The 18,621-nt window shown below is 71.7% G+C and carries 14 protein-coding genes and 1 pseudogene; 6 read left to right on the top strand and 9 right to left on the bottom strand.

Going from position 1 to position 18,621, the window contains the following annotated elements:
• Positions 1-453 precede the first annotated feature (453 nt).
• The gene (locus ACFXAE_RS04565; RefSeq protein WP_384707834.1) at positions 454-3,738 is read left to right on the top strand and encodes a GH92 family glycosyl hydrolase; all 3,285 of its coding nucleotides are present in this window, start codon (positions 454-456) and stop codon (positions 3,736-3,738) included.
• Between the two features lie 84 nt (positions 3,739-3,822).
• Here the strand turns inward: ACFXAE_RS04565 and ACFXAE_RS04560 are convergent, their stop codons facing one another.
• The 4 genes from ACFXAE_RS04560 to ACFXAE_RS04545 all read right to left on the bottom strand — a co-directional run bounded on the left by ACFXAE_RS04560 (position 3,823) and on the right by ACFXAE_RS04545 (position 8,484).
• Positions 3,823-4,896 carry an amidohydrolase family protein gene (locus ACFXAE_RS04560; RefSeq protein WP_384707831.1) on the bottom strand — a complete coding sequence of 358 codons (1,074 nt, stop codon included), beginning with the start codon at positions 4,894-4,896 and terminating at the stop codon, positions 3,823-3,825.
• A gap of 716 nt (positions 4,897-5,612) precedes the next feature.
• A complete protein-coding gene (locus tag ACFXAE_RS04555) occupies positions 5,613-6,551 on the bottom strand; it encodes a sigma-70 family RNA polymerase sigma factor (protein ID WP_384707828.1) in 939 nt (312 codons plus the stop codon).
• Positions 6,552-6,561: 10 nt separating this feature from the next.
• Positions 6,562-7,752, bottom strand: coding sequence for an NAD(P)/FAD-dependent oxidoreductase (locus tag ACFXAE_RS04550; RefSeq protein ID WP_384707825.1), 1,191 nt, complete (start codon positions 7,750-7,752; stop codon positions 6,562-6,564).
• Between the two features lie 174 nt (positions 7,753-7,926).
• Positions 7,927-8,484: a TetR family transcriptional regulator gene (locus ACFXAE_RS04545; protein ID WP_384707822.1), complete on the bottom strand. Its 558-nt coding sequence runs from the start codon at positions 8,482-8,484 to the stop codon at positions 7,927-7,929.
• Positions 8,485-8,735: 251 nt separating this feature from the next.
• Here ACFXAE_RS04545 and ACFXAE_RS04540 point away from each other — a divergent pair, with 251 nt between their 5' ends.
• The gene (locus ACFXAE_RS04540; protein ID WP_384707819.1) at positions 8,736-9,608 is read left to right on the top strand and encodes an SGNH/GDSL hydrolase family protein; all 873 of its coding nucleotides are present in this window, start codon (positions 8,736-8,738) and stop codon (positions 9,606-9,608) included.
• Positions 9,609-9,722: 114 nt separating this feature from the next.
• Here ACFXAE_RS04540 and nadE read toward each other — a convergent pair whose 3' ends face one another.
• Positions 9,723-10,553 carry an ammonia-dependent NAD(+) synthetase gene (gene nadE, locus ACFXAE_RS04535; RefSeq protein ID WP_384707816.1) on the bottom strand — a complete coding sequence of 277 codons (831 nt, stop codon included), beginning with the start codon at positions 10,551-10,553 and terminating at the stop codon, positions 9,723-9,725.
• Positions 10,554-10,852: 299 nt separating this feature from the next.
• On the opposite strand from nadE, the gene ACFXAE_RS04530 reads away from it, so the two are divergent.
• Positions 10,853-12,742, top strand: coding sequence for a LamG-like jellyroll fold domain-containing protein (locus ACFXAE_RS04530; RefSeq protein WP_384707813.1), 1,890 nt, complete (start codon positions 10,853-10,855; stop codon positions 12,740-12,742).
• Between the two features lie 425 nt (positions 12,743-13,167).
• Here the strand turns inward: ACFXAE_RS04530 and ACFXAE_RS04525 are convergent, their stop codons facing one another.
• Entirely contained in the window at positions 13,168-14,361 is a 1,194-nt protein-coding gene (locus ACFXAE_RS04525; RefSeq protein ID WP_384707810.1) for a PP2C family protein-serine/threonine phosphatase, read from the bottom strand.
• Between the two features lie 518 nt (positions 14,362-14,879).
• On the opposite strand from ACFXAE_RS04525, the gene ACFXAE_RS04520 reads away from it, so the two are divergent.
• Both ACFXAE_RS04520 and ACFXAE_RS04515 read left to right on the top strand, forming a co-directional pair.
• On the top strand, positions 14,880-15,494 hold the full coding sequence (locus tag ACFXAE_RS04520) for an ABC transporter ATP-binding protein (RefSeq protein ID WP_384707937.1): 615 nt from the start codon (positions 14,880-14,882) through the stop codon (positions 15,492-15,494).
• Entirely contained in the window at positions 15,491-16,261 is a 771-nt protein-coding gene (locus ACFXAE_RS04515) for a hypothetical protein (RefSeq protein ID WP_384707807.1), read from the top strand. The genes ACFXAE_RS04520 and ACFXAE_RS04515 overlap by 4 nt, the downstream gene beginning before the upstream one ends.
• 139 nt (positions 16,262-16,400) lie before the next feature.
• Here ACFXAE_RS04515 and ACFXAE_RS04510 read toward each other — a convergent pair.
• Both ACFXAE_RS04510 and rpmG read right to left on the bottom strand, forming a co-directional pair.
• Positions 16,401-16,604 (bottom strand): annotated as a pseudogene (locus ACFXAE_RS04510) (type B 50S ribosomal protein L31); the annotation flags it as partial.
• Positions 16,605-16,653: 49 nt separating this feature from the next.
• Entirely contained in the window at positions 16,654-16,818 is a 165-nt protein-coding gene (gene rpmG / locus ACFXAE_RS04505) for a 50S ribosomal protein L33 (RefSeq protein WP_384707804.1), read from the bottom strand.
• A 446-nt stretch (positions 16,819-17,264) separates the two neighbouring features.
• On the opposite strand from rpmG, the gene ACFXAE_RS04500 reads away from it, so the two are divergent.
• The gene (locus tag ACFXAE_RS04500; RefSeq protein WP_384707802.1) at positions 17,265-17,489 is read left to right on the top strand and encodes a helix-turn-helix domain-containing protein; all 225 of its coding nucleotides are present in this window, start codon (positions 17,265-17,267) and stop codon (positions 17,487-17,489) included.
• Positions 17,490-18,042: 553 nt separating this feature from the next.
• Here the strand turns inward: ACFXAE_RS04500 and ACFXAE_RS04495 are convergent.
• Positions 18,043-18,300 carry a hypothetical protein gene (locus ACFXAE_RS04495; RefSeq protein WP_384707800.1) on the bottom strand — a complete coding sequence of 86 codons (258 nt, stop codon included), beginning with the start codon at positions 18,298-18,300 and terminating at the stop codon, positions 18,043-18,045.
• Between the last annotated feature and the right edge of the window lie 321 nt (positions 18,301-18,621).

The raw sequence follows: 18,621 nt of genomic DNA, 5'->3' as shown, positions 1-18,621 counted from the left end.
TACCCCTGAGAAACCGGATTACCCCGGTGGGCCGGTGCGGGGCCGTCGGTGAGACGCGGGGGACTGCCGCCGGGCTCGGCTCGCGACCTCGCGCGGGGGTGCTGTGCCGTCGCGGATCAGGTGGTGCTCCGGCCCCGGCGGCGGCCTGCGCCAAAACTGTTGACAACGATGTCAGGCGCGTGATCTAGTCCGCTTCCATCCAGCCGAGTGCCGCTGATCGCCCCGCGCGAGGAGGCTCACCGCGATGACCTGCACACCACGGCCTGCCCACGCACGGCACCAAGTGACCGTACGAGCGCCGGGCCCTCGGGCCGGGTTGTTCTCCGTCGCGTGCGCCTCTCCCGTGCGCCCATGCGCCCATGACCGGTTGAATGTGCCCACCCCGTCCGCCGCTTGGAGATCACCTCTCATGTCGCGCAGCACATGAGAGGTGAGGAACAGGAGACCTCTTCCATGCACAGACCCCTCCGCCGATGGCGTACCCGCGCATCGACCCTCCTCGCCGCACTGCTCGTCGCCGGCGGTGCCCTGGGCCCGGCGCCGGCCATCGCCCAGGCCCCTGCGGCCGCTCCCCGACTCACCTCCCTGGTCAACCCGTTCATCGGCACACAGAACTTCGGCAACACCTTTCCCGGCGCGAGTGCCCCCTTCGGCATGGTCCAGGTCAGCCCGGACACCGGCGGCCAGGGAGGCTACGACTACCAGCAGGACAAGATCCACGGGTTCAGCCAGACCCACCTCTCCGGCGTCGGCTGCTCCGTCATGGGCGAGCTGCCGCTCATGCCGACGACCGGAGCGGTGAGCAGCGTCGACCCCGATGCCTACCGCTCGGCCTATTCGCACGACGACGAGGACGCCGAACCCGGCTACTACCGCGTCGGGTTGAAGACGTACGGCATCGAAGCCGAGCTCACCGCCACTCCCCGCACGGGATGGCAGCGCTACACCTTCCCCTCGACCGACCGTGCCAACGTCCTGTTCAACACGGGCAAGGCCAACCAGAAGGTGTACAGCTCGGAGGTGCATGTCGTCGGCGACCGGACGGTCGAGGGCCGTGTCGAGGCGGGCAACTTCTGCGCGGGCAAGGACCGGCACACCGTCTACTTCACCGCGACCTTCGACAGGCCGTTCGCCTCGCACGGCACCTGGCGGGGCACCACCCCCGCCCCCGGTGAGCGGGACGCGGCCGGCGAGGGCGGGAACGGCGCCTGGGTGACCTTCGACGCCGACGCCGACCGTGACGTCGTCGTCAAGGTGGGGCTCTCCTACACGGGCATCGAGGGCGCCCGGAAGAACCTGAAGGCGGAGACGGACGACTCGTACGACTTCGACGCCACCCGCGCGGCGCTGCAGGCGACCTGGGAGCGGCAGCTCGCCGCCGTCACGATCGACGGCGGGTCCGCCGAGCGGCAACGCGCGTTCTACACGGCCCTCTACCACGCGCAACTGCACCCGAACATCGCCGGAGACGTCGACGGCCGGTATGCGGGCTTCGACGGGAAGACCCATACCGCGTCCGGGTTCACGCCCTACCAGAACCTGTCGCTGTGGGACACCCATCGGCCGCAGAACCAACTGCTCCAGATGCTGCAGCCGAAGGTCGCCCGCGATGTCGCCCTGTCGGTCGTCGCGATCGGACGGGACGGCGGCTGGCTGCCGCGCTGGTCGCTCGCCAACAGCGAGACCAACATCATGACCGGTGACCCGGTGACCCCCTTCCTCGTCGAGGCGTGGTCCAAGGGCCTGCTCGCGGGCCACGAGAAGGAGGCGTACGCGCTCCTGCGGAAGAACGCCCTCAGCACGCCGCCGGACGACTCCCCCTACAACGGCCGTGCGGGAGTCGCCGAGTACCAGAAGCGCGGCTATATCCCCAGCGGGCTGGAACCGGGCAAGGACTGTCCGGACAAGGGCGGCGACAACGACTGCCGTCATCCCGCCTCGGCGACCCTGGAGTACGCGGCGGCGGACGCCTCACTGGCCCTGATGGCCAAGGGACTGGGGCACACCGCGGACGCCCGTATGTTCGCGGCACGCGGCCAGTGGTACCGGAACCTGTGGGATTCCTCCATCAAGCAGTTCCGGCCGCGCACGACCGACGGCACCTGGCTGACGCCGTACGACCCCGTCGAGGCAGGCCACCAGTTCCATGAGGGTGGCGCCTACCAGTATCAATGGCTGGTGCCCCAGGACCCGGCCGGGCTCGTGTCCCTGATGGGCGGCAAGCGGGAGACCGAGAAGCGGCTCGACGCCTTCTTCGCCTACGACGAGCTCCTCGCGGACCCCGCCGGAACCGCTCGCGAGGACTGGATATCGGCACCGTACGACTACTACGGGAAGCCGACCTACAACCCCAACAACGAGCCCGATCTGCACTCCCCGTACATGTACCTGTGGGCCGGCGCGCCCGCCAAGACCGCCACCGTGGTCCGTGCCGCGATGACGCTCTTCACGGACGGGCCCGACGGCATGACCGGCAATGACGACCTGGGCACCATGTCGGCCTGGTACGTCTTCTCCTCCCTGGGCCTGTACCCGACGACGAACGGCGGCGACTTCCTCGCCGTCTCCAGCCCGCAGTTCCCGTCGGCGGCCATTCGCATCGGCGCCTACGGCGACAAGCAAGGCGGCACCCTGACCGTCAAGGCACCGGGTACGAGTGACGCCCGACGCTACGTGAAGCGGGCGGAGTTCGGCGGGAAGAACCTGCGCGCCACCTGGCTGGACTGGGACGCGGTCGCCAAGGGGGGGAACCTGGCCTTCGAGATGGCCGACAAGCCATCGGCGTGGGGTACGGGCAGGGGCGCGGAGCCGCCGTCCGTGAACCGCGCGGCAGCCGATTCCCGCCGACACCTCGACGCGTCACTGCGCACCGGCTCCGATGTCCTGCCGACGGCTGACAGCGCGCAGAGCGTCCGTCTGAAGCTGGACGTGCTGGGCCAGTCCCCCGGCACGCTGCGGGTGGGCGTCGGCGCGAAGGCTCCCGGCGGCTGGACCGTGAAGACCTCCGAGCCCTTCTCACTCACGTCCCACCGGCTTCCGGTCCAGCGGACCGCGGCGGTGGACGTGAGCGTGCCGGCCGGAACCGCGCCGGGTTCGTACACCGTGCGGATCACGGCGACCGCGAAGGGTGTGAAGAGCGTGGAACGGACCGCGACCATCGAGGTGCGCGCCGCGGCCCGCTGCGCGGCGGGCGTCGATGAGGAGTGCGCCGTGGACCTCGGCGAGGAGGTGAACCACGACGGTACCGCGACCGTCGCGGCTTCCGGCGAGGGCGACTTCGACGGAGCGGGATGGAGCTACGACGGTGATCTGCTGCCCGCGGCGGGTCCGGTCGTCCGGGACGGCGTGACCTACGACGCTCCCGATCCGTCCGGGACGGCCCCGAACTTCGTCGAGGCCCGCGGTCAGGCCATGCTGCTCCCGGCCGGGTCGTACAGCGCGCTGCGCCTGGTCGCCGCGGCCCACCACGGCCCGGTGACGACCGTGCTCACCGTCCGCTACACCGACGGAACCACCGCCGAGGTGCCGGTCGCCGTGGGCGACTGGGCGGGAGCGGCACCGCAGGGCAGCTCCGTGACGCTGGAGATGCCGCACCGGATCAAGCGCGGGCAGGGCGTGGACGGCCCGCCGGTGCGGCTGTTCGGTGCCTCCGCGGACCTCGACGCGTCGAAGACGGTGCGTTCCGTCGGCCTGCCGAACGATCCGCGGGTGCAGGTCTACGCGATCACTCTCGGGTAGGACTCCGTACGCCCGTCGGCCCTCGCCTCTCGACCGGGGACGTCCGGAGCGAACCGGCTCCGTCCCCGGTCCGCCACACGTGCTTCACCCGTCCCTGCCCCGGCGGTCGGTGTGGTCGGCGCGCTTCAGCGCGGGCATGAGCCGCCGGGCGTTGTCGCGGTAGATGCCGCGACGCTGATGCTCGGTGAAGGCGTGGTCGGCCTCGACGGCCGGCACCGTGAAGTCGGTGATGATCTCGGTGGAGGCGGCCGGCCAGTCCGTGCCGAAGAGGATCCGGTCGGCACCGGCCGTCTCCACCAAGGTGCACGCCGGAGCGAGGGGGCCCGCCGTGTCGTAGTAGAAACGGCGGAGACCGTCCCGCACGCGGGCCGCGTCGAGGGGTGGGGTGCAGAAGTCGCCGAAGGCCTCGAGCCGGGTGGCGATCTGAGGAAGGAATCCGCCGGCGTGCGGCAGGACGACGGACAGGCGGGGGTACCGGTCGAGCGTTCCCGTACGGAGCAGGTTCACAGCGGCACGCGTGGTGTCCAGCAGGAAGTCACACATGAAGTTCGGGATGCCGGGAACGGTGGGCGCCCCCGGTGGTCTCCCCGGAAGATCGAGCGGGTGGGTGAAGAGAACACCGGAACGCTCGTCGACTTCGGCGAGGAAGCGGTCGTACGAGGGATCCCCCAGGTACACACCGTTGTGGCTCGCCTTCACGCTCACTCCGACGGCACCGAGTTCGTCGAAAGCGCGTCGGAGCGCCCACGTGGTGACTTCGGGGTGGTCCAGGGGGGCGGGGCAGAGGAAGGCGAAACGGCCCGGGTGTTCGTCCATCAAGTCGCCCAGCGCCTCGAAGACGACGGACAGCCCCTCCCTGGCCTGCGCCGCGGAGCGGTACCGGTCCTGCATGGTGGGGTTGAGAACGGCGGTCGCGATCCCCGCCCGGTCCATGAGGGCGAGCGTGGAGTCCACGTCCCAGCGCGACCACCACAGCAGCTCCTCCTGGCGCACCACCCCTTCGCGCTCCGCCCAGTCCACCCATTCCGGCGCGGTGAAGTGGTGGTGCACATCGATTTTCCCCCGCCAGGCGTCGTCACCTCCCCCGGTGCCGCTCGGACTGTCCCCTCCCCCGGTAAGAGCGCGGGACGTCCGAGTGGTGCCGGCTGTGGACGCCATGACCCCACCGGCTATGAGCAGACCGCGCCGACTCAAGGTCCGACTCGTGTTCGACATCCGTGCTTCCCTTCGTAGCAGCGTCCTCTGCCGCACCACGGTGACCCGGCCGCAGGAGCGCGGCCTCGTCGGGCAGCGCCGCCGGAGGGACGAATTCCGCCGTATGGAGCAGTCCGCTGCCGCCCGAGCGGCACGATTGCGCGGCAGCGGTCGCAGCACACCGGCGTGGGACGACTGCGGCGCTCGGCTCCTCCAGCCCGGCGACGAGATCGCGGCCATCCGGTGGCGGGACCTCCGCCAGTCCCTGCCAGGGCGGCTTCAGCCGCTGGACGCCCACCTCGCGGAGCCCACCCGCCACGGCACCGCCGGGAATTCCGGAACGAGCCGAGACGCCGTCCCGGCGGGAAAGGACGGACGGGACGTCGGGCCGAGGCCCCCGGCACGGTGCCGAGATGCTGTTGGCGAACCCGTCGGCCGCCCGCCAGGCACCCGTCCCGGCGCCATGATGGGAGCGTTTCTCCCAGCGAAACACCGCATGAGCGGCGTCACGTCGGGAGAAACGCTCCCCTCACCGGACGACGACGGGATTCGCCAACAGCATCCGGTGCCGAGGGCGGGGCCCCGGACCTGCACGCTTCGCCCCGCACTGGCGTGCGCCGTGGGGGCCGGCAGGTGCCGTCCTCGCTCCGGCCGGGATCACCGGCTTTGGGTGGCTCCGGTCACCACGCGCTGATGACCGGCGCGTCGGGTTCGTGCTGCCGCCAGGTCTCGTTGAGGCGCGAGAGGCGGTCCGCGGCGGCGATGCCGCGCAGGGACGCGACCTTGCCGTCGCTGACCTCGAACGCCACGGCGCCCACGACCCGGCCGTCGACCACGGCGAGGACGGCCGGGGAGCCGTTGACCCGCGCGATGTGCATCGCGGGTGAGCCGCCTGCCAGCCGCCGCTTCGCCTGCGTGGGCTTGAAGCCGGCCCGCACGTAGGAGGCGACCCGCTCACGCGTCTTGTACCGCAGCAGCCGCTTGCTCAGTCCGGCGCCGTCCGAGAACGCCGTCACGTCGTCGGTGAGCAGTGCCACCAGCCGTTCGGTGCGCCCCGACGTGGCGGCCGCGAGGAATTCCTCGACGACCCGGCGGGCGGACGCGGGGTCGGCCTCGCCGCCGCGGCGGCGCTCGGCGGCGACCCGGATCCGGGCCCGGTGGACATGCTGCTGGCTCGCGGACTCGGTGATGTCGAGGATCCCGGCGATCTCGGCATGGCTGTACGAGAAGGCCTCGCGCAGGACGTAGACGGCCCGCTCGACCGGTGAGAGGCGCTCCATGAGGGTCAGTACGGCCAAGGACACCGATTCACGCTGTTCGAAGGTGTCGGCCGGGCCGAGCATCGGGTCGCCCTCGAGGAGCGGCTCGGGCAGCCAGGCACCGGCCGCCCGCTCGTGGCGCGCCTGCGCCGAGCGGAGCCGGTCCAGGCAGAGACGGGTGGCGACCTTGGTCAGCCACGCTTCCGGCACCTCGATCCGTTCGCGGTCCGCGGCCTGCCAGCGCAGGAACGTGTCCTGCACGGCGTCCTCGGCGTCGGCGGCCGAGCCGAGCAGACGGTACGCGAGCGAGGCCAGCCGGCCCCGGCTGGCCTCGAACCGGTCGATGGCCTCGCTGTCCATGCGCATCAGCCTATGCGGCGGCCCTCACACCGGCCCGGTCGGGCGCGGCGGCCAGCCGGCGCCTGCGCTTCGGCATGCCGAAGGTCGGGTGGACGATGCCCCACGCGGCTCCTTCGAGCACGCCCGACTTGAGCCGCGCGGCGGTCCGGCCGCCCAGGTACCAGGACTTCGACCGGGCGTCCCCGTCCACCATCTGGAAGATCGCGTCCCGCCGCCCGAGGCTGATGTGGTTGCCGTGGTACTTCAGTGCGACGGTCGGGACCTCGCCGCCCGTCAGGCGCGCGATGATCGCGGCGGTCGCCTGCATGTTGGTGAGGCCGGCCGAGGCGCAGGACATCGGCAACGGCCGGCCGTTCTCGCCGATCGCGTGGGCGCAGTCACCGACGGCGTAGACGTCCGGGTGCGAGGCCGAGCGCATGGTGCGGTCGACGACGATCCGGCCGGTCCCGGTGACCTCCAGACCGCCGGCGGCCGCGAGGGGGTGCACGGCGAACCCGGCCGACCACACGGTCACGTCGGCCGGGAGGGACCTGCCGCCGGCGGCGATCACCCGTGCCGGCTCGACGGCTTCGACGCCGGTGTGCGCGTGGACGGTGATGCCGAGCCGGTCGAAGGCCCGGCGCAGGTGACGGCGGGCCTTCGGGGAGAGCCAGGCGCCCGGCTCGCCGCGGGCGGCGAGGGAGACCGAGAGGTCGGGCCGGGACTCGGCGAACTCGGTGGCGGTCTCGATGCCGGTCAGCCCTTCGCCGACGACCAGCACGGTGCCGCCGGCGCCCAGGCCGGCCAGGCGCTCGCGCAGACGCAGCGCCGAGGGCCGGCCGGTCACGTCGAAGGCGTACTCGGCCACGCCGGGGACGTCATGGTGGGCGACGGAGCTGCCGAGCGCGTAGAGAAGGGTGTCGTACGCGAGCTCGGCGTCGCCGTCCTCGCCGGTCACGGTGACGGTCCTGCGCTCGGGGTCGACGCCGGTGACGCGCGCCAGGCGCAGGCGCACCCCGGTACCCGCGAACACGTCGGCGAGCTTGCGGAACGTGAGATCCTGGCCGATCGCGAGCTGGTGCAGCCGCATCCGCTCGACGAAGTCGGGCACGGCGTTGACGACGGTGATCTCGGTGTCGGCGGGCGAGAGCCGGCGGGCCAGGTTCCCGGCGGCGAAGGCCCCGGCGTATCCGGCGCCGAGTACGACGATGCGGTGCTTCATGGCGTTGCTCCTGTCTCGTTCGCGTGCCCCTTGAACGAGACCGCGCGCCGATCGCTGACAGGAATCCGTTGTGACGTGGGTCACTGAACCGGCCCGGCATCGTCTCCACCGGCCCCGGCCGTCCGGCGCGCGCCCTCCGGCACGGCCTCCGCGAGATCCGGTGCCGCGACGACGTCAGCGGCTTCGAGGAGTCAGCACCCCTTGGAGCAGTGCGCCGTACCGTGACACCAGTTCCGTGCGGTCCATCCGGAGCAGTACCTCGTCCCCGACCACCCACAGTGCGTACAGCAGTCCCCCCGCCAGGGCGGCCGCCGTGCGCGCGCGGACGTCGGCGTCGGGGCCGGACAGGCGACGGCGCAGCGGGACGACGAAGAGGTGCTCGTGCGTAGCGCGCAGACGTTCGCGGATCTGCGGCCCGTTGCTGCCGTGCACCAGGGCCAGGAAGACGCCCCGCGCGGAACCGTCGAGTTCGACGAGGAGTTCGGCGAGCCGATCCCCCAGATGCTCCAGTGGCACGTCGAGCAGCGGCTCGTCATCGATCGTCAGATGCATCGTCTCCAGGAACAGGAGTTCTTTGCTCTTGAAATGACGGATCACCAGCGCGGGATCCGTGTCGGCCGCCGCCGCGATCTGACGGACGGTGGTCCTGGAGAAGCCCTGGTCCTGGAACAGCCGGGCAGCGGCTGAGTGGATGGCCTCGCGGGTCGTGGTACTGGAGCCGGTCTGCAGCATGCGGGACAGGATAGGGGGCCCGACGCTTCGCAACTGCGGGTTCGCGTTTTCACAGGAGCGCCGGGGATCTTTCGTGAGCATTTCAAGAAGTCCGGTCAACAATGTTGACTCCCCCTCGGGGGGTCTGCACATTACCTGTCGGTAGAACCGTTCGGTAATCGCGCCGTCCGGCCCCCTTCCACGTTCGGACCGCCCCGCTCCCACCAACGGCACGTCCCGCCCACCGCCCCACTCCCGAGACGAGGGATCACATGCCGAAGCACGCCCTCCGGAATGTCATGGCTACATCATTCGCGTTCGTCAGTGCGCTCGCCCTCAGCCTCACGGGCGGCACCGCACACGCCTCCGCGTCGCTGGACTACGTCGCCCTCGGCGACAGCTACAGCGCCGGCTCCGGCGTGCTGCCCGTGGATCCCACCAACCTGCTGTGCCTGCGCTCCACCGCGAACTACCCCCACGTGATCGCCGCCCGGACGGGCGCCCGCCTGAAGGACGTGACCTGCGGCGCCGCCCAGACGAAGGACTTCACCGCATCGCAGTACCCCGGGGTCGCGCCCCAGGTGAACGCACTCACCGCGGACACCGACCTGGTGACGCTGACGATCGGCGGCAACGACAACGGCACCTTCATCAACGCCCTGACGGCCTGCGGCGCCGCGGGTGTCCTCAGCGGCGGCAAGGGCAGTCCCTGCAAGGACACGTACGGCACCTCCTTCACCGACCAGATCGACGCGAACACCTATCCCGCGCTGAAGACCGCCCTGCAGGCCGTACGCGCCAAGGCCCCCGACGCCCGCGTGGCGGTCCTGGGTTACCCGTGGATCACGCCGGCCGAGGCCGACCCCTCCTGCTTCGTGAAGCTGCCGGTCGCCACCGGTGACGTGCCCTACCTGCGTGGCATACAGGCACACCTCAACGCGGTCGTCGAACGCGCCGGCGAAGAGGCCGGCGCCACCTATGTGGACTTCTCCCGCGTCTCCGAGGGCCACGACGCGTGCAAACCCGGCGGCACCCGCTGGATCGAACCGCTCCTCTTCGGCGGCAGCCTCGTACCCGTCCATCCCAACGCCCTCGGGGAGCGGCGCATGGCCGAGCACACCATGAACGTCCTCGGCCTGAACTGACGGCGGCGCGCCCCACCCCCGACGACCGGTCCGCCCGGGGGCGGCGCGGAACTCGATCGGGGCGGGCGGCGCCGGCAGCTCACCGCCGACGCGGCCGTCCGCTTCGACCGCCCGTCAGGGGGCGGTGGGCAGGCGGCGCTTGTGGTCGGTGAGACGGTAGTGGCGGACGATCGTTCCGAAGGCCTGCTCGTCCACCGGCTTGCCCTCCAGGAAGTCGTCGATGACGTCGTAGGCCACTCCGAGCGCGTCCTCGTCGGCCTTGCCCTCGTCGAGGCTCTCCAGATCGGCCGTGGGAATCTTCCACACCAGCTCGGCCGGCGCGCCCAGAGCCTCCGCGACGGCGCGCACCCGGCGCTTGGTCAGGCCGGCCAGCGGGACCAGGTCGGCGGCGCCGTCGCCGAACTTGGTGAAGAAGCCGGTGACCGCCTCGGCGGCCTGGTCCGTTCCGACGACCAGGCCGTCGTACGCGCCGGCCACCGCGTACTGGGCGATCATGCGCTGGCGCGCCTTGATGTTGCCGTGCACGAAGTCCTGGTGGCGGGCGTCACGGAAGCTCACCCCGGCGGCCAGCGCGGCCTCGAGCGCGGCATCGGCGGCGGGCTTGATGTCCACGGTCAGCACCTGGTCGGCCCGGATGAAGGAGAGCGCGCGCTGGGCGTCGTGCTCGTCGGCCTGGACCCCGTAGGGCAGGCGCATCGCGTAGAACCGCGCTTCGTGTCCGCCGGCCCGTGCCCGTTCGACGGCGAGCCGGCACAGCCGGCCGGCGGCGGTGGAGTCGACGCCACCGCTGATGCCGAGCACGAGGGCACGCCGGCCGGTGGACGTCAGCCGCTCGGCGAGGAAGGCCACCCGGCGCTCGATCTCCCGCTCGGCTTCGAACGTCTCGGCGACACCCAGTTCCCGGGCGATCTCCTGCTGCAGGGCGGTGGACGCCGACTCGCTCACGTCTGCTCCTCGTTCCGGCTCACGATGTGCTGTCGCCTCCCCTGCTACCCAGGAGCTCTCCGGGGAATCCGGACGGGAGGGACCACCCTTCGAACAGCCGGGGGAGCCCTGCGCCGGGACGACGACCGGGCACCGGGCTCCGCGTCGAGCGCACCCACCGGCCGTGGTGATCCTCGACGCGGAGTGCTGCCGCCGCGGTGTCCGTGCAGCAGGTGTTCAGCTTCGCGCCACCGGACGGTCAGCGCGGGTGAGCAGCATTCGGGCTGATCCCACACCACTGGCCGGCCCGGGGAGACCTGATGAGTGCAGAGCGACGGACACATCACCACCAGACCGTGCACAGACGCGCGTTGCTGCGCGCGGCGGTGGTCGTACCGGCGGCCGGTGCCGCAGCCGCCGGTACGACCGCCGGTCCGGCCGCGGCGGCGGAGGACTCCTCGGCGGCCGGCGGCCGGTTCGATGCCGAGAGCCCGCGTTTCGCGTTGGCGGTGCTGCCCGACACCCAGTACCTCTTCGACGCCGACAGTGCCGACCCCGCCCCGCTGCGGGCGACGTTCCGGTACCTCGCCGCCGAGCGGGCGGCGGCCAACATCGCGTTCATGACGCACCTCGGCGACGTCACCGAGCACGGTACCGAGGACGAGATCGGCCTCGCCGCCGACACCTTCCGCGTCCTGCACGGCCGGGTCCCCTACAGCGTCCTGGCGGGCAATCACGACATCAGGTCGTCCACCGACGACCAGCGCGGTGACTCCGCGTATCTCGCCGCGTTCGGACCCGACCGTTACCGGTCCATGCCGACCTTCGGCGGTGCCTCACCCGACGGCTACAACAGCTACCACGTCCTGCGGGCGGGCGGCCGGCGGTGGCTCGTCCTCGCCCTGGACTGGCGGGTCTCCGACAAGGGACTGGCCTGGGCGCAGGGGGTGCTCGACGCCCACCCCACCCTGCCCGCCGTGCTCACCACGCACGACATCGCCTGGTCCGACGACGACGGCAGGGCCCGACTGTCCGGTAACGGACAGCGCCTCTGGGAACGCCTGATCAAGGGCAACGACCAGATCTTCCTGGCGTTGGGCGGACACTACTGGCCGCCCGGCCGCACGGTTCTGACCAACGACGCCGGCAACGATGTCCACGTCCACATCACGAACTACCAGGACCGCTACTACGGCGGCGCCGGAATGATCCGCACCTACGGCTTCGACCTGGTGCGCGGAGTGATCGACGTCGAGACGTTCTCGCCCTGGTTCCTGGCCCGCGACCCCGGGAAGCGTTCCCCCCTGGCCGCCGAGACGATCGAACTCACCGGTTCCGCCGACCGGTTCAGCCTCACCGTCGACTTCGGGAGACGGTTCGCCGGCTTCGCCCCGGTCACGCCCGCCGGGCCCCGCCCCGCCCGCGCCGTGATGCCCCGCGGCACCCTCGCCTACTGGCGCTTCGACTCCTTTGGGACCGATGCGGCCGGAACACCCGGCGCCACCGTCGCCGACGGCGCCGTCGTCAAGGACCTGACCGGTAACGGCAACGACCTGACGGTGCGCCGGCTGCACTCCAGCGGCGCCGACGCGCTCACCTGGTCGGCGGACCACCACCAGGGACAGCCCGCGCACGCCAGCCTCCGTTTCGACGGCGGGAAGGACCCCGACCGCGGCGCCGTCCTCACCACCGCCGCCCGCGCGGCCCTGAACAGCGAGAAGTTCCTCCGCGGCTACACCATCGAGACCTTCGTCCGGCTGCCCGAGCCGTTCGAGGGCGACCACAGCTGGATGGGCGTCCTCAGCTGGGAGGGCCGCAACGCGGAGGCGGGCAAGACGACGGGCTGGTCGCCGCTGGAACCGACCTGCAGCCTCAATCTGTCGCCCGAGCGGTTCCTGCAGTTCGTCGTCTACCCGCACGAGCAGGACGCCGACCCCACCTCGTGGAGCCACGCCGTGCCGACCGGGCGCTGGATGCACATCGCCGTCGTCAACGACGGCCGCCGCACGGTGATGTACGTGGACGGTTCGAGGATCGCCCGCAACCCGTCCCAGGCGTCGACCGGCATCGCCACCCTCGGCAAGCCCTTCGTGCTGGGCGCCACCCAGTTCGACGGGACCTTCGGGCAGGGCTTCTACGGCTGGCTGGGCGACACCCGGATCGTCGGCCGGCCACTGCGGGTGGAGGAGTTCCTCACCCCCTTCGACTGAGCGTGCGGCAGTGCGGAGAGGCCGGCGGGGAGCGCGGACGTACGGAGCCGACGGAACGTTCCCCGTCGTCGCAGGCGGCCGTCGCCGACGGCGCCGGCGCACCGTCACCAGGTACGGGGCCATCAGGACCCCTCCGGCTCGGCCGGCGCCTCCCGGGCGTTGATCTCCTCCGCCGCAGACGGCCGACCGCGCCGGTGGACGCCTGTCGGGGGAGGCTTCCGGTCTGGGGAATGGGGCCGCGGAGGCGCCTGTGCCGGAGACAGGCGGGGCTGCGTCCTCGACGGCCGGAACGGGATATCCGAGCCGCTGTTCGGGCGTTGCTCGCCCGGGGCCGGCCGATGGCCTGCCTCACCGGTCCGAAGGACGTTCTGGCGCGGTCAAGGGTGTGGTGGGCAGGGCGATGCCGTACGGCGGGCCGCTGGGGCTCATCGCCGCGATTCCGGTCCGGTCCCGGCCGGCCCTCGGCGGCTGCCGTGCCAGTCCAGTATCAGGACCGTGGCGTCGTCCCTGAGGTGGTCGTGGCAGGCGTCGAGCACTGCGGCGGTCAGGCTTCGGACGGCTTCCCTCGGATGCAGCGGGCGGGTGTCGTGGGCGAGCGCGGCCAGGTCGACGGCCGCGGCGCCGCGCTCCTGCATCCCGTCGGTGAGCAGGATCAGGCGGTCGCCGGGCTCCAGTTGCAGTTCCTGGAGGCGGTAGGGAGTCGGTGCCGCCACACCGAACGGCAGGTTGACGGCGAGGTCGACCTCCTCGACGGTGCCGTCGCGCAGCCGCAGCGGCCGGGGATGGCCGGCGTTGACCAGTTCGCAGAGGCCTGTTCCGAGGTCGACGCACAACAGCTGTCCGGTGGCCAGGCCACGGCTGTGGCTCAGCAGGGCCCGGTGGGCGTGCTCGGCCTGTCTGAGGGCGTCACAGCCGCTGCGGCGCGCCCGTCTCAGTGCGCCGACCAGCAGGGTGGCCAGCAGGGCCGAGTTCGTGTCGTGGCCCATGGCGTCGGTGACGGACAGGTGCAGGGTGTCGCGGTCGAGGGTGTAGTCGTAGGTGTCGCCGCCGATGTCGTCGGCCGGGACCAGCCCGGCGGCGAGGGTGAACTGGGCCGCCTCGCAGCAGGGGGCCGAGGGAAGCAGCTGGTGCTGGATCTCCGCGGCCAGGCTGGTCTCGGTGGTGCGCCCGCCCAGGTGGTAGAGGTCGGTGAAGCGGCGGTCCGTGACGATGATGTAGGCCAGTGCGTGGGCCGCGTCGCGGACCTGCCGGAGCACGGTGTCGTCGGCGGACTGCAGGGTCGCCTCCAGCACGCCGATGCAGTCACCGCGGTTGGTGACCGGTGTGAGGACGCGCTGTCCGCCCTGACCGTCCGGTTCCACGTGCTGGCGCTGGCTCCGCAGTACGCGGTCGTAGACGCTGTCCCGCAGGTCGATCGGCTCGTCGGAGTCCGTGACGTCGTCGTCGGCCGCGGTGAGCCGTACCAGCCGCCGGCCGACGAGGTCGACGAACAGGAACGACACGCGCTCCGCACCGAACCGCTTCTGCAGATCGTGTGCCACCACGTCGACGGACTCACCGGGCGGCGCCGCCTCCGCGGCGGCCAGCAACTCGCCCAGTTCCACATCTCCACCCTTCACAGCGGCCTCCCATCAACGCCGCATCTTTTTCCCCGAGTTTCCGCAACATCACCCGAAGTGCTCGTCTTCCCTGGTCAGGGCAGTGGGCCGGGCCGCCGCAAGGGGAGTCCCGTTCCGTCGGACGGCGTCCGCGGGCGACCGGGCAGCCGGTGCGCCGGCCCACACCCCGGTTCCGAAGCGCGCGCCGGAAGCGTTCGTGACGTGTCTCGACGGCTCGTACATCGTTGACCGGTCGGAACCTGTGCACTCCACCGCTCTCGAGGAGCCCCCGTGGCCAGTCCGAGTCCGCTCTCCGTCGACCAGGACGAGGGCACGCCGCCCCTCCGGTGTCCGTTCGCCGAACGCGCGCACGCCCGGATCGCCGGTCTCGACGAGTCCTTGCCGCGGTGGGCCGGCGGACTCGGTTCCCACGCCGGCGCCCCGTCCCCGCACCGGAGGTCCGGCTGCCGCCGGGACCCACGGGACCGGCGGTGCGCAGGCTCGGCCGTCCGGGACCGGACGTGAGGCGGCAGGCGGCGGTGGTGCTGCGCGTCACGGCGGTCCGCAAGGACTTCGGGTCCCGGCAGGTCCTGCGCGGGGTCGGCTTCGAGGCGCGGGCAGGACAGCTGGTGGGCATCGTCGGGGAGAACGGCGCCGGGAAGACCACCCTGCTGCGCATCCTCAGCGGCGATCTGCGCCCCGACGACGGACGTGTCGACCTGCTGGGCACACGGGGCTACTGCCCGCAGCACCCGGTCCTGGACGAGGAGCTGACCGTGCGCCAGCACCTGCGTCTCTTCCAGGTCGCCTATCGTCTCCCGAGTCCCGGCCACGCGCTCCGGCTGATCGACGCGCTCTCCGCGGCCGGCTATCTGGACACGCCGGTGAAGGTCCTCAGCGGTGGCACCCTGCAGAAGCTGAACCTGGTCCTGGCCTTGATGCACGACCCGGACGTCGTGCTGCTCGACGAGCCGTACCAGGGCTTCGACTGGGAAACCTACCTGCGGTTCTGGGACCTCGCCCAGGAGTTGAAAGGCCGCGGCCGCACCGTGATCATCGTCTCCCACCTCGCCCATGACACCGAACGCCTGGACGTCCTGCACCATCTGCACGACGGCCTCCTCGGGCCCTCGCCCACGGCGGACACCGCATGAGCGCCTACCTGGTCGCCTGCCGCTACGCCCTGCTGGCCATGGCGAAGAACCGGCTGGCCGCCGTGCTCCTGATCGCCTTCATCCCGATGTGGATCACCGTGGCGAAGACCCTCACCACGCCGAAGACGTTTCCCTTCCGGCTACGCGCCACCGGAACCTGGCTGCGCGCCGGCGGAGACGAGATCACGATGATCAGCGGCTCCCTGAACGCCGTGTCCCTCCTCGTGGGATTCCTGATGTTCAGCGCCGCACGCCGCACCAGGGCCTTCGACCGTCGCCTCACCGCGGCCGGTTATCCCCGGACCGCCCTCATCGGCGCCGAGCTCACCACTCTCCTGGTCGCGTCAGTGCTGGTCAGCGCCTACGCCACCGCCTGGATGCTGCTGTTCTGGTCCCCCCTCCAGCCCTTTCTCCTCGGCATCGCGGTCCTGGCGGTCTGCCTGGTCTACGGGGCCATGGGCATGTGCCTGGCCCTCTTCCTGCGCGGTGAGGTCGAAGGACTGGTCACGATCATCATGACCAGCATCATCGACCTCGCGCCCCAGAATCCCGTCGCCAGCACCACCGCCGACAAAGCCCTGGTCGAACTGCTCCCGAGCTACGGCTCCCTCCAGACCAGTCTCGCCGCGGGCTTCACCCGGAACGCCACCGTGAGCCCTCTGCTCCACAGCACGGCCTGGCTGACCGTCATGACCGCCACCGCACTCGCCGCCTTCGCCCTCCACACCCGCACCCACCAGCCGTCCACGCCCCGCCATGACGGGTGAGAACTCCCGGCGAAGCCGTCGGCCCCGGCGGCGGGTGCCCGGGCCGGTGCCGTGGGGCCGGTCCCGTCCGGTGATCGCGGGCCGGATGCCGCGGAGATCTTCCGGGTGTCCACGATGCGGCCCGGCGGGCGGCTCCGCACGCCTCATCCGTGACGCGCGAGGTGCCGGTGTGGAACGGGTGGCCGGCCGACGAGATCTCGACGTCGGCGACCGGGTAGGTGGCGCCGTCCTCCCACTCGACCGTGTGCTGCGATCCGATGGTGGAGCGGGTCAGCAGCCGGAAGCCGGACGCGCGGTCGCGGAGGACGACCGGGCGGGAGACGGGGTGGATGCCGTGCCTCACGGGATGTCCTTCCCGGGGTGCCTCCGCCGCCGGGCGGCGGAGGCGGGTCTCATCGTTCTTCGCGGAAGAGGACGTGCTCGCCGACGACCGCGTCGTACTTCCGCAGGACCAGCCGGTCGGGGTCGTTCAGACGGTTCTTACGGGTCACGTAGGTGACTCCCGTGCCGGCTGTCGACCTCAGCCTGACGACCGGCCGCGCAGTGCCGCGTGCCATGAGGTGCTCCTTCCGCCACCGCCCGAGTCGATTGACTCAGACATGTCATACATGGTGTGCAACGGCGTCGGCGGGCGTCGTATTCCGGGCCCCGCTCTCCGCGGGACAGGACCGCCACTCGTTCCCGAGCAGCGCGCCACCGCCTGCTCCCGCCCGGCGCGTCACCGGGCGCGGGCCGAAGCCGCTCGATGCGTGACCGTGGAGGACGGTCGCCTACGCGGCGAAAGGCCCCGCAGGGCTTCAGCCGGACGATCGTCCCCGCGGGCAAGGGGTACGGCCCGGGGACACTGCTGCCCCCTCCACGACCACTCCCTTCCCCACCGCACCCGCCCGCGGATCGTTCCCTCCCCACGGGCCCCGGCAAGACGTTTCCGTTCCGTGACTCGCCCCTTGTAGGGGGTAGACGACGACCACGGCCAGACATCGATCACCGAAGGAGACCAGTCGTGGACAAGGGCAAACAGATCACGGGCGCGGCTCGCGAGGAACTCGCGCGGGAGATGAGGGAGCAGTACGAGAACGGCCGGTCCATACGGGCCATCGCCGAAGCCCACGGGCGCTCGTACGGGTTCGTCCACCGCGTCCTCACCGAGGCGGACGCCCCTCTGCGCAGCCGGGGCGGGAACCATTCGCACCGACGGCTCGAGGAGGCCGGGCGTCCGCAAAGGTGACGACGGGCCCTTCGGCGGGGGCTCACCACGGGTCGGGAAACCCGGGGACCGCAGCAGCCCGGTCGGCCGGGCCGGACCGGTCCCTTGGACGATGCGACCGGCCGGAAGCCCGGTGAGCGGCGCGGGACAGTCCCCAAGGGCTTGTCCCGCCCCGTCGCCCGCCATGTGCGCCGACACGCCCCCGGACACCGCGCCGCGCCGGCTGCTTCGACAGCGACGCCGGGGCCCGGGCCCGGCCATCGGACAGGTGGCTCCGAGTCGGTCCGGGCGGAGGCACCGGGCTGCCGCGACCGGAAGGCCGAAGGCGCCGCAGTACGGGGACATCGGGGGATTCACGGACAACTCGCCGCCGGGACGCGGGCGGGGAACCGGACGTCGCCGGACGAGCCGCGTACGCCGAGGATTTCCCCGCGAACCGGTCCCCCTCGGCATCACCACCGGACCGGCACGGCCCCTCCGGCGCATCGCCGTCGGCGCCCTCGGCGGCCACGCCGCCCCGCCCGGCCCCGCAGCGCCCCGAGGGGCGGGGCCGGCAACGGACGCCGGGTCCCTGTCAGGGTGCGGTGTCCTGGAGGTACTCGGTCAGGGCCTTGCCCGGCTGGAAAGCGGCGGAGCCTCCGTCGGGGCGGAAGCGACCGAAACTGCCGGCCACCACCGCTTCCTCGTGCTTGAGTGCCTCAGCGATCACGCCCGCCATGTCGACCGTGCCGAACAGGGCGTCGATCACCTGCTCCGCGTCTTCCTCGCGGATGTCGTGGCCCCTCTGCGCGGCCTTGTGCACACTGGCCCGGGCCAGCTGGGACTTGTCCATGTCACACCTCTGCCTTCCTGTCCGACCGCACCGGGACAGCGGGCCCGGACCTCGGGGTCGGGACGATCTCCATGACCGGGCGCAGGCGGACCGCCCGCCGCGGCGGGAGATCGGCCGGTCGGTCCACGTGCCGCAGAACGGACGCAGCATCCGTGGATCCCTGCCCGGGCCACCGCGCGCCGTGCCGGAGCACTACCGTCGGCACGTCGGCACGTCGGCACGTCGGCTCCGCCGGCACGTACACGCCGCCCCGCACTCGCCCTCCTCATCGGGTACGCCGTCACCCGACGGTAGAAACGGAATACAGACTTCTACTTCAGC

Origin of the sequence: Streptomyces sp. NPDC059454, from assembly GCF_042749965.1 — a bacterium.
Taxonomy (GTDB): Bacteria; Actinomycetota; Actinomycetes; order Streptomycetales; family Streptomycetaceae; genus Streptomyces.
This window is presented reverse-complemented; position numbering and strand designations above follow the sequence as displayed.

Bases quoted from the DNA above. Each gene is read 5' to 3' on its own strand.
- ACFXAE_RS04565 (WP_384707834.1), top strand. From the start codon at position 454: ATGCACAGACCCCTCCGCCGATGGCGTACCCGCGCATCGACCCTCCTC.
- ACFXAE_RS04560 (WP_384707831.1), bottom strand. From the start codon at position 4,896: ATGGCGTCCACAGCCGGCACCACTCGGACGTCCCGCGCTCTTACCGGG.
- ACFXAE_RS04555 (WP_384707828.1), bottom strand. From the start codon at position 6,551: ATGGACAGCGAGGCCATCGACCGGTTCGAGGCCAGCCGGGGCCGGCTG.
- ACFXAE_RS04550 (WP_384707825.1), bottom strand. From the start codon at position 7,752: ATGAAGCACCGCATCGTCGTACTCGGCGCCGGATACGCCGGGGCCTTC.
- ACFXAE_RS04545 (WP_384707822.1), bottom strand. From the start codon at position 8,484: ATGCTGCAGACCGGCTCCAGTACCACGACCCGCGAGGCCATCCACTCA.
- ACFXAE_RS04540 (WP_384707819.1), top strand. From the start codon at position 8,736: ATGCCGAAGCACGCCCTCCGGAATGTCATGGCTACATCATTCGCGTTC.
- ACFXAE_RS04530 (WP_384707813.1), top strand. From the start codon at position 10,853: ATGAGTGCAGAGCGACGGACACATCACCACCAGACCGTGCACAGACGC.
- ACFXAE_RS04515 (WP_384707807.1), top strand. From the start codon at position 15,491: ATGAGCGCCTACCTGGTCGCCTGCCGCTACGCCCTGCTGGCCATGGCG.
- rpmG (WP_384707804.1), bottom strand. From the start codon at position 16,818: ATGGCACGCGGCACTGCGCGGCCGGTCGTCAGGCTGAGGTCGACAGCC.
- ACFXAE_RS04495 (WP_384707800.1), bottom strand. From the start codon at position 18,300: ATGGACAAGTCCCAGCTGGCCCGGGCCAGTGTGCACAAGGCCGCGCAG.